Origin of the sequence: Maribacter corallii (genome assembly GCF_047345415.1) — a bacterium.
In the GTDB taxonomy this organism is placed as follows: Bacteria; Bacteroidota; Bacteroidia; order Flavobacteriales; family Flavobacteriaceae; genus Maribacter_C.
The window spans coordinates 723,895-731,695 of the sequence record NZ_JBLFEP010000004.1; the positions used below are offsets into that span (position 1 = coordinate 723,895).

The following is a 7,801-nucleotide window of genomic DNA, read 5'->3' on the forward strand; positions in this document are numbered from 1 at the left end:
AAAATTCAAACTATGAAAACTAAAGTAAAATTTTTCCGTAAAACGACCTTGTTGCTCTTCACAGCCATTTTTGCTGTAAGCTGTGTCGGTACCGATGTTTTTAGAGATGATTTGCCAGATACAGGTTCTAAAGAAGATACTGTATTCCCAGAAGCAAATTTTGACTATACTGCAGATCAAGATGATTTTACAGTAATATATTTCACTGATCTTTCTACCGAAGCCAATTCATATTCTTGGGACTTTGGGGGTGGAGCTACCTCAACAGATCGAGATCCTCAGCATACATTTGCCGGAGAAGGCACGTATGCCGTTACCCTAACTGCTTCAGATGCAAATGGAGAGACATCTACTATCACTTTAGATGTTATTGTTGTTGATGAATTAGTTGCGGCTTTTGAATGTCCGGACTTTTTATGTGACCCAAGAACGCCTTGGGGCGGTGGTAGAGGCACAAGCACTTTTTCCGGAAGCAGTTCTCCAACACCACCAGAAGGAAATGGCGCGGCTAAAATAAGTAGTTCTTCGCAATTTCTTGATCAGACTATCCGTGTGGTTGCTGGTGCCCAATATGAGATAAAGTTCTGGTATGTTAGTAAAACTACAGGCAATTCAGCAGGACAACTGTTAATTGAAGACGCGGATACCGGGGATGACTTCTTAAATGAAGATGTTCCGTTGACCAGTCAATCTACAGCATACGTAGAATATTCAGTGAGATTCGCAACAGGTGATACTACGGAGAATATGAGATTCAATATAGAGTACGATGGTACTGAATGTAGGTATTCTAAGATTAGTATAGATAGAATTGATTAAGTAGTACCGAGTTGATAATTTCTATACTAATAGGCCTCTGATAAAGTACGTTGAAATTTTATTGTTCACTTTACTTTGAATAGAGAAACAAACAAACAAACAAAATATAATTATGAATTTAATAAAAAAAGCCACGAGTGCCTTGCTATTAATAGGCCTCGTAATTTCATGTGATGATGATGAATTTGTCCGTATTGCTCCAGATGATTCATTTAAAGGTCAGACAGCTGCAGTGTTCTCTAGTTTTTCAACAGCTATAAGCGGCGATGGCACCGTGGTTACCGTAACACCAATTACCGTAGGGGTCGATTCTTATGTGGTAGATTTTGGAGATGGCGGTCCGGTTACCGCTGCACAAGGTGAAACAGCTTCTTATGACTATCCAAATACAAATGCTTCCGAAGATTATACGATAACCGTAACTGCTGGCGGCGTAACCAAAACAGAGGATATTACGGTGAATCATACGATACAACCTATTAGTATCGCACCTTCAACACCTGAAGGAAAGAGGTATAACTTGTTCAATATCTTTACCAGTTCTAGTTTTCCTGTAGGATCTGCTGGCTCTGGAGGCGCAGTCATAGTAACCGATTCTGGAGACGAAATACTTGAATTTTCTCGACTTCACAGTGATTCGGGGGTGGTATCATTAAGCGATGAAGTTATTATAGCAGATGCATTTGCCACAGGAGTAGGTTCTTCTGAAATTCATTTTGACGTTTACTCTAATTTTCCCGAGGGAATTGATAAATTGAAAATAACCTTAGTTGATTCTACCAATGACGTTAGCCATGTCATCGATGATTTAGATCTAACGGACGGTGAGTGGACTGGTTTTGATTTCAATTTAGCTACAGATTTCTCATCACCGGTTACCCAGTTTACTGAAATTGTATTTGAAACGGCTACTAGTGGCACTGCAAAAGATCATGCAACCATTTATGTTGATAATATCTATATGCCCAGAATGACCGGGTCCACCATTATAAATGGTGACTTTGAAGATGGTCAAGACTTCTGGAAATGGGGAACATTTACAGACGGGGAAACCAACCCTTTTGGTTCAAGTTCCGATGGTTCCGATTTCGATATTGATGGCAATGATACTGGAGGTAAAACAAGAGGTGCTAAATGGTCTGCAAGTCAATCTGGTGGTGAATTTAGAACATCGAGTTCTAGATATGCGTATCAAGAACTTGTTTTAACTCCCGGTGCGAATTATGTCCTAGAATATCAATATGCCATAAAAGATGATAGTGGAACAGACCCTATTGGAGGTCGAAGAGTAGTAGGCTTAATTTTAGATCAGCATTATGATGATGGAGCAGATGCAGTTGATAATCTCGGTAATAATTTAGGGTTTGATGAAGGCTTTGTCGCCGAAGGCAAATTCTCAGATACGGACAATGATTTTGGAACACTGGTGCAAATTCCTTTTACCGCTAATAGTAGTGGTGAAGTGGGAGTAATGTTCTATGCTGTTAGCCCAAAAGATGCCTATATAGATAATGTAAAGGTGATTGCCCAATAGTTTCAATTTTTATGAAAAACCTCCGAAAAGAATTCTTGACATGTATGGTATTGATGGTTCTATCTGTCAGCGCTACTGCCCAAAATACCGATAGTAGCGTTACGGTTTCGGAAGCTAAGGTTGAAAAGCGTAAAAAAGGAAAAAAGAAGGCAAAACTTCCTGAAATCGATTTGAGTAATTGGAAGGTTACCATACCTGAAGGTGAAGGAAAAGGAGGGGCCATTAATGTTGAACCCCCTGAAATTCTGGAGTACGCTACAAATGAGATTCTAAAACCTTATATGTATAACGATTCCACAAAAGGGGCGCTCGTATTTTATGCTTATCCATCCTCAGCGACTACCGCAAATACCAAATATTCCAGGTCAGAGCTTAGAGAGCAAATGGTCCCGGGTAATGACAAGGTAAATTGGACCTTTAAACAAGGAGGGACATTGAAGGCAAAGCTTGCAATGAATGAGGTATCGAGAGATAAAAATGGTAAATACCACAAAGTTATTATCCTCCAAATCCATGGGAGATTAACAGATGAACAACGGGATTTAATCGGACAGAAAGATAATAACGCGCCTCCTGTATTGAAGATTTATTGGCAGAACGGTAAAATTAGAGTCAAGACTAAGAAACTTAAATTTGCCGGAGTAGATGCAACTGGAATATTGCATAAAGAAGCTTGGACAGATGATGAAGGATTTAACTTTGAAGATGAAGTAGGATTCAGAAAATTTGCCATTGAAGTGAAAGTTTCTAATGGTAAGATAGTCGTCTCCCTCAATAAAAGCGAGTTCAAAGTATTTGAAAATCAAAGTCTAAAAAGATGGGGGATTTTTGAAAACTACTTTAAGGCCGGTAATTACTTTCAAACAAGAGACGAAGGAGCATTTGCTAAAGTAAATTTTTATGAGCTTGAAGTTAAGCATTAGACTTATGAAATTCAACATAAATAAATGGAATGGAAATCTATACTGCCTTTTACTGGTTGTGTTGATGTTAGCATGCCAGAATGATGATGCTCCAATAGTAGACGATGAACAGTCAGCACCTCAAGATGAGGTTTTGGCAGATGATACCGATTCGACCCAAGTTGATCAGGAAAATGACGAAGACACCGACCATTCTATAGTTCCTACTATTGATTTAAGTCACTGGAAAGTTACTTTACCAATTGCGGAGAACGGTAAAACAATTGAAGTTGAGCCGCCTGAAATTTTGGATTATACAAATAATGAAATGTTGAAAGAGTTTATGTACGAGGATACGGAAGATGGTTCTTTGGTTTTTTACACCTATCCAGATGCTTCAACAGCAAATTCATCCTATTCAAGAACAGAGCTTAGAGAACAGATGGTGGCGGGAAGCAATTCGACAAATTGGACATTCTCCGAAGGGGGCAGAATGAAAGGTACCTTGTCCGTCCCTTTTATTTCAAAAGATTCGAATAACGAATTCCACCGTACCATTGTAATGCAAATTCATGGCAGGCTGACCAATGAACAAAGAGATCGTATCGGAGAAAATGACAACAACGCCCCTCCTATTCTGAAAATCTATTGGCAAAAAGGAAATATTAGGGTGCTGACCAAAGAGTTAAAGGATTCGAGCACATCAGGAGACAGTATTTTATCTGCTGATGCTTGGGACAATGATGAAGGGCATACCTTTTCCCAAAGAGTGGATTCGGATAAATTCACACTTGAGATAATAGCATCAGATCGGAGACTTGAGGTAATTCTTAATGAAGAGGAGTCCGTCGTATATGATGATATTCACATTCAGAAATGGGGTGCTTTTGAGAATTATTTTAAAGCTGGAAACTATTTACAAACCACGGATGTGGGTTCGTCAGCAATTGTTAAATACTATAATCTAGAAGTTACGCATTAAAAATTTGGAGTGAATCGAAGGTTGTTAGTTTTCCCTTGGTGTACTCTATGATTGTTTGAGTTAGTTCAACTTTGTTTCACTGGCCTTTCACGAGGCCAGTGAAACTACTCAAACACCAACTATTGGTTGAATAGCGTTCTATTTGCGCTTAACTACGTTGGAAAGGTGTTTTTTGGTTGAAGTTATTTTCATAAATTTAACAAACCAATCTGGTTAACCAATTCTTATTAGCGACAGATATGAAATTAGAAATTCTTACTAAAAACGAAAATCAAGAAATTCAAAATGGCATCATTTCAAAAATTCGGGATTTAATTAATTATAAAAACCTTGAGCCAGGAGATAAGCTTCCTTCGGAAAGAATGTTATCTGAAAAGTTTGAAGTAAGCAGAACCAATGTGAGGGAAGCGATTCAGAAACTTGAGTTTTATGGATTATTAAAGTCAAAACCACAGAGTGGAACTTTCATTGCGGATATTGGTCAAGTAGCCATGAACGGCATGATAGAGGACATTCTTCGATTGGAGGATCCTGATTTTAAATCATTGGTTGAAACAAGAATCTTATTGGAGTTAAAAACGGTAAGATTAGCTGCGACCAGGAGAACCGAACAAGACCTAACCAATATGAAAGAGGCTTTGGATGCCTATAGCGTAAAAGTTGAGAATGGGATGGACGCCGTGCAGGAAGATTTACTCTTTCATTTGGCCATTGCAAAGGCAAGTGGCAATAGCACAATGAATACCTTCATGTTGATCATAACACCAGAGATTATCACCAAATTCGAAGAATATCACGTCTGTGACAAGGGAATGGCCTTTAAGGGAATTCAAGAGCACCAAGATATTTTTGAGGCTATCAAGAATCAAGACCCACAGCTGGCCAAAGAGAAAATGAAGATACATTTTAAAGCACTTTATCAATACTGTTACAACATATAGGTGAAGAAATATAAGAAAGATAAAATTGCACGCTTTTGTCTCTCTAATAAAATTGATTGAAGGGAAGTGATACTTAGAGCTTAACTATACGAATTCCGTAGTAATTGAACAATCGTTTAAATTACTTTCAGAAATTTTTAGCTAAATCATAAGTATTTAAACAGGCACATCGCTTGGGTACTCACTGTTGTCAAATTCAGACAATAAACATTGAAAAACCAAATAATAATAGTATGAAAATCAAAGGATTACGCTGGTGGGTTATTGCATTGATTGCCCTCGCCACAGTTATAAACTATATTGATCGTCAGTCCATTGGTGTGCTTTGGCCAGATATTGCAGCAGATTTATTTCCCGATAGTACCACCGATGAACGCAAAGGAATTTTTGCAACGATCTCGGTGATTTTCATGTTCTCCTATGCCTTTGGCCAAGCTATTTTTGGAAAGATTCTTGATTGGTTGGGCACTCGTATCGGTTTTGCCATATCCATTTTTGTTTGGTCCATTGCAACTGCCCTTCATGCGTTGGCCAAAGGAGTCTTAAGTTTTGGTTTATTTCGTTCAATCTTAGGAATAGCGGAGGCGGGTAACTGGCCAGGAGCAGCTAAGGCAAATGCAGAGTGGTTTCCAACCAAAGAGCGCGCTTTTGCACAAGGTCTTTTTAACTCAGGTGCCGCTATTGGCGGAATAGTTGCAATTCCGGTGATTGCCTTTCTGACCATCTATTTTAGCTGGCAAATGATTTTTGTGCTGGTGGGGCTAATAGGTTTACTATGGCTAATTCCTTGGATGATTCTAGTTAAATCTCCACCAAAAAAACATCCGTGGCTATCAGAAGATGAACGTAAGTACATCTTGAGTGGTCAGCAAAATCAAGATACCGATAAAAATGGTACTCATGATGAAGGGTATAACCCGGATACGGGAAAGCTGTTAGCTCACAAACAGAGCTGGGGCGTTATCATTGCCTCCGCGGCCATTGACCCTATTTGGTGGTTGTTTGTAGTATGGATTCCTATTTACCTCAATGAAGTTTATGGTATGGATGTTAAGACCATAGGCATTTATGGATGGGTACCTTATGTAGGGGCTATGTTAGGAGCCTGGTTTGGTGGACTGTTTGCGCAGAATCGTTTGCAAGCCGGTTGGACCGTAGATAGAACAAGAAAGATTATTATCACTATTGGATGCCTAATTATGTTGCCTAGTCTATTGGCAATGGCAAATCCGGGAGGGCCGACGACAGCAGTAATTATTATGGCGGTCATTTTATTCGGTTTTCAAACTTCTATTGGAAATGTACAAACCTTACCTAGCGACTTTTTCGGAGGAAAAACTGTTGGAACATTATCCGGTATCGCAGGAATGGCAGCTAAGTTGACCGCTGCGGGATTAATTTATTTAGTTCCTTGGCTTACCTCGGGAGGCAATTATACACCGGCATTTGTCATAGGTGCAACCATGGCAGTGATCGCCTTGGCAAGTATTTGGATACTATGTGGTAAAATAGAGCCTCTTAAAGGCAAGATTTGATAAAAATAAAATAGATTAAAATTAATATAACATGAGTAATAAAGGAAAAGTAGCAGTAGTTACCGGAGCAACTGGTGGTATTGGATTTGCAGTAGCAAAGAGATTAGGGCAAGATGGTTATACCGTAGTTCTAAATGGTATTGAAGACGACAAAGGTGCTAAGAGAGTTGAAGAACTTACTGCGGAAGGAATTACTGCCGAATATTTGGGTTTTGATGTTACCAGCGATGATGCAGTAACTTCAAACATTAAGGCCATAGGTACTAAATACGGTAAAATAGATGTACTGGTTAACAATGCCGGTGGGCTTGGTGGTCGTTCTAGATTTGAAGAAATGACAACTGATTTCTATAGGTTTGTAATGGCATTAAACCTTGATTCCGTTTTTTTCGCTTCAAGGGCCGCTATCCCTTATCTTAAAAAAGGAGAGCACCCTTCTATCATCAACTATACTTCTAATGCGGGATGGACTGCTGGTGGGCCCGGAGCGGGAATCTACGGTACCTCTAAAGCTGGTGTTCATGCAATAACACGAGCTTTGGCGAAAGACTTGGCAGAATATGGTATTAGGGCTAATGCAGTATCTCCAGGTACAATTGATACCCCGTTCCACGCACAAATCAAAGCAACGAAACCAGAAGTTTTTGCTTCTTGGGCAAATAATATTATGCTAGGACGATTGGGCCAACCGGAAGATGTTGCTGGCGTGATTTCTTTCTTGGCAAGTAAAGACGCTGCGTTCATTACGGCAGAAACCATCCAAATTGGAGGTGGACAGGCATTAGGTATTTAAAACCGAGCAACCGAGCTTATAGAGAACAATAATTATAATAGTAAGAGTTAAGATGAAAAAAGTAGTAACCTTCGGAGAGATCATGCTCCGTTTGTCCCCTCCGGGATTCCTGAGATTCTCCCAGGCGAGTTCGTTCGATGTGGTCTACGGCGGCGGGGAGTCCAATGTCGCCGTGTCCCTGGCCAACTATGGGGTACCGGTGGATTTCGTGACCCGTCTGCCCGATAACGATATCGGCGCATGTGCCCTGATGGAAATGCGCAAGCGCGGCGTGGGCGTGGACAAGATCGTCCAT

8 protein-coding genes are annotated in these 7,801 nt (G+C 39.9%); all 8 read left to right on the forward strand.

What is annotated here, in order from left to right; genetic code table 11:
* Positions 1 to 12 precede the first annotated feature (12 nt).
* The gene (locus tag ACKWCA_RS17415) at positions 13 to 819 is read left to right on the forward strand and encodes a PKD domain-containing protein (RefSeq protein ID WP_413979490.1); all 807 of its coding nucleotides are present in this window, start codon (positions 13 to 15) and stop codon (positions 817 to 819) included.
* Between the two features lie 112 nt (positions 820 to 931).
* Entirely contained in the window at positions 932 to 2,353 is a 1,422-nt protein-coding gene (locus ACKWCA_RS17420; RefSeq protein ID WP_413979491.1) for a hypothetical protein, read from the forward strand.
* A gap of 11 nt (positions 2,354 to 2,364) precedes the next feature.
* Positions 2,365 to 3,276: a polysaccharide lyase family 7 protein gene (locus ACKWCA_RS17425; RefSeq protein ID WP_413979492.1), complete on the forward strand. Its 912-nt coding sequence runs from the start codon at positions 2,365 to 2,367 to the stop codon at positions 3,274 to 3,276.
* A gap of 4 nt (positions 3,277 to 3,280) precedes the next feature.
* Positions 3,281 to 4,237, forward strand: coding sequence for a polysaccharide lyase family 7 protein (locus tag ACKWCA_RS17430; protein ID WP_413979493.1), 957 nt, complete (start codon positions 3,281 to 3,283; stop codon positions 4,235 to 4,237).
* Positions 4,238 to 4,476: 239 nt separating this feature from the next.
* Positions 4,477 to 5,178 (forward strand): FadR/GntR family transcriptional regulator, encoded by a 702-nt coding sequence (locus ACKWCA_RS17435; RefSeq protein ID WP_413979494.1) that lies wholly within the window; start codon positions 4,477 to 4,479, stop codon positions 5,176 to 5,178.
* A gap of 233 nt (positions 5,179 to 5,411) precedes the next feature.
* Positions 5,412 to 6,713 (forward strand): MFS transporter, encoded by a 1,302-nt coding sequence (locus ACKWCA_RS17440; RefSeq protein ID WP_413979495.1) that lies wholly within the window; start codon positions 5,412 to 5,414, stop codon positions 6,711 to 6,713.
* A 31-nt stretch (positions 6,714 to 6,744) separates the two neighbouring features.
* Positions 6,745 to 7,506 carry an SDR family NAD(P)-dependent oxidoreductase gene (locus ACKWCA_RS17445; protein ID WP_413979496.1) on the forward strand — a complete coding sequence of 254 codons (762 nt, stop codon included), beginning with the start codon at positions 6,745 to 6,747 and terminating at the stop codon, positions 7,504 to 7,506.
* A gap of 52 nt (positions 7,507 to 7,558) precedes the next feature.
* On the forward strand, positions 7,559 to 7,801 hold a 243-nt coding region (locus ACKWCA_RS17450), incomplete at its 3' end, for a PfkB family carbohydrate kinase (RefSeq protein WP_413979497.1).

Coding starts and splice junctions, on each gene's coding strand:
- ACKWCA_RS17415 (WP_413979490.1), top strand. CDS start 13: ATGAAAACTAAAGTAAAATTTTTCCGTAAAACGACCTTGTTGCTCTTC.
- ACKWCA_RS17420 (WP_413979491.1), top strand. CDS start 932: ATGAATTTAATAAAAAAAGCCACGAGTGCCTTGCTATTAATAGGCCTC.
- ACKWCA_RS17425 (WP_413979492.1), top strand. CDS start 2,365: ATGAAAAACCTCCGAAAAGAATTCTTGACATGTATGGTATTGATGGTT.
- ACKWCA_RS17430 (WP_413979493.1), top strand. CDS start 3,281: ATGAAATTCAACATAAATAAATGGAATGGAAATCTATACTGCCTTTTA.
- ACKWCA_RS17435 (WP_413979494.1), top strand. CDS start 4,477: ATGAAATTAGAAATTCTTACTAAAAACGAAAATCAAGAAATTCAAAAT.
- ACKWCA_RS17440 (WP_413979495.1), top strand. CDS start 5,412: ATGAAAATCAAAGGATTACGCTGGTGGGTTATTGCATTGATTGCCCTC.
- ACKWCA_RS17445 (WP_413979496.1), top strand. CDS start 6,745: ATGAGTAATAAAGGAAAAGTAGCAGTAGTTACCGGAGCAACTGGTGGT.